Source organism: Mesorhizobium sp. B2-4-1 (genome assembly GCF_006442185.1).
Taxonomy (GTDB): Bacteria; Pseudomonadota; Alphaproteobacteria; order Rhizobiales; family Rhizobiaceae; genus Mesorhizobium.
Window position 1 is genome coordinate 1 of sequence record NZ_VFVN01000025.1, and the last position, 2,500, is coordinate 2,500.

The following is a 2,500-nucleotide window of genomic DNA, read 5'->3' on the forward strand; positions in this document are numbered from 1 at the left end:
TCTGCTTCGATGTTTGGAAGCGGGCGATTGCCTGCTTCGCGCCGCCAAATTGAAAGGGCCGCTTACGCGGCCCGTTGTCCCGTTGGCGGGCCTGTTCGTGAAGAGAAGATTTCACATCCATCCGATTGGATGTGAGTTTAACGTGCGTTTGGCAGACCTGGCAGCGACCTACTCTCCCGCGTCTTGAGACGAAGTACCATCAGCGCTGGAGCGTTTCACGGCCGAGTTCGGAATGGGATCGGGTGCAGCCGCTCCGCCATAACCACCAGGTCGGCAAAACGCACGTTATTCGAGAAGCTGGGTTAGGGATTGGGCAGAAGGCAATAGTGAATAGGGGATGCCTATTCACTATTGGCTCGTTGCTCTTCACCTGTCTTTTTGTGCCTGAGCGACATCCACAGTTTGCTTTCGGGCGAAGCCCGCAAGCGCGACTGCGCGTCGCCGGTCGTCCGGCGCCCTCGCGGAGCATAGGCCCGTAAGGGCCGCTCATGCGTGAGCGCTGGCCAGACCATCGTGTTTCACGATGGGCATAAGGAATGAGAACGATCAAGCCGATCGAACTATTAGTACCGGTAAGCTTCAAGCGTTGCCGCTCTTCCACACCCGGCCTATCAACGTGGTCGTCTTCCACGGTTCTCAGGGAATACTCGTTTTAAGGTGGGTTTCCCGCTTAGATGCCTTCAGCGGTTATCCCGTCCGGATATAGCTACCCTGCTATGCGGCTGGCGCCACAACAGGTCCACCAGAGATCCGTCCATCCCGGTCCTCTCGTACTAGGGACAGATCCTTTCAATATTCCTACACCCACGGCAGATAGGGACCGAACTGTCTCACGACGTTCTGAACCCAACTCACGTACCGCTTTAAATGGCGAACAGCCATACCCTTGGGACCTGCTCCAGCCCCAGGATGCGATGAGTCGACATCGAGGTGCCAAACAACCCCGTCGATATGGACTCTTGGGGGTCATCAGCCTGTTATCCCCGGCGTACCTTTTATCCGTTGAGCGATGGCCCTTCCACGCGGGACCACCGGATCACTATGACCGACTTTCGTCTCTGCTCGACTTGTCAGTCTCGCAGTCAGGCAGGCTTATGCCATTGCACTCAGCGAACGATTTCCGACCGTTCTGAGCCCACCATCGCGCGCCTCCGTTACTCTTTAGGAGGCGACCGCCCCAGTCAAACTACCCACCATACATTGTCCCGGACCCGGATAACGGGCCGCGGTTAGACATCCATAGTGATAAGGGTGGTATTTCAAGGGTGGCTCCACCTGAGCTGGCGCCCAGGTTTCAAAGCCTACCACCTATCCTACACATGCCACTACGAATGCCAATGTAAAGCTATAGTAAAGGTGCACGGGGTCTTTCCGTCTAACCGCAGGAACCCCGCATCTTCACGGGGAATTCAATTTCACTGAGTCTATGCTGGAGACAGCGGGGAAGTCGTTACGCCATTCGTGCAGGTCGGAACTTACCCGACAAGGAATTTCGCTACCTTAGGACCGTTATAGTTACGGCCGCCGTTTACTGGGGCTTCGATTCAGAGCTTGCACCCCTCCTCTTAACCTTCCAGCACCGGGCAGGCGTCAGACCCTATACGTCGCCTTGCGGCTTCGCAGAGCCCTGTGTTTTTGATAAACAGTCGCTACCCCCTGGTCTGTGCCACCCTCCTCTGCTTGCGCAGAAAAGGGTCACGCTTCTTCCGAAGTTACGCGTGCAATTTGCCGAGTTCCTTCAGCATAGTTCTCTCAAGCGCCTTGGTATACTCTACCAGACCACCAGTGTCGGTTTCGGGTACGGTCTATAAGGAGGAGCTATTTCCTGGAACCACTCCGCTGCCCGTTCAATCCGATAAGATTGGACAACTTGTGTGATCCGTCACTACCTCCAGGCCCACGAATATTAACGTGGTTCCCATCGACTACGCGTTTCCGCCTCGTCTTAGGGGCCGGCTAACCCTGCTCAGATTAGCTTTAAGCAGGAACCCTTGGTCTTTCGGCGGGGGAGTCTCTCACTCCCCTTACGTTACTCATGTCAGCATTCGCACTTCTGATACCTCCACCACCCCTCACGGGTATGGCTTCATCAGCTTACAGAACGCTCCGCTACCGCTCGTGATTGCTCACGAACCCTAAGCTTCGGTGTATGGCTTTAGCCCCGGTACATTTTCGGCGCAAAGACCCTTATTTAGACCAGTGAGCTGTTACGCTTTCTTTAAATGATGGCTGCTTCTAAGCCAACATCCTGGTTGTTTTGGGATCCTCACATCCTTTCCCACTTAGCCATAACTTGGGGACCTTAGCTGTAGGTCAGGGTTGTTTCCCTTTTCACGACGGACGTTAGCACCCGCCGTGTGTCTGCCGACTAGTACTCCCAGGTATTCGGAGTTTGGTTAGGTTTGGTAATCCGGTGAGGACCCCTAGCCCATCCAGTGCTCTACCCCCTGGGGTATTCGGTCGACGCTCTACCTAAATAGATTTCGCGGAGAACCAGCTA

Annotated in this window: 2 rRNA genes (1 of these 2 cut by a window edge); both read right to left on the reverse strand. The window is 55.1% G+C overall.

Annotated features, from left to right (window positions below):
* Nucleotides 1-155 precede the first annotated feature (155 nt).
* Nucleotides 156-270: ribosomal RNA gene (gene rrf / locus FJ949_RS30110) — 5S ribosomal RNA — on the reverse strand.
* Between the two features lie 272 nt (nucleotides 271-542).
* Nucleotides 543-2,500: ribosomal RNA gene (locus FJ949_RS30115) — 23S ribosomal RNA — on the reverse strand; it runs 853 nt beyond the window's last position.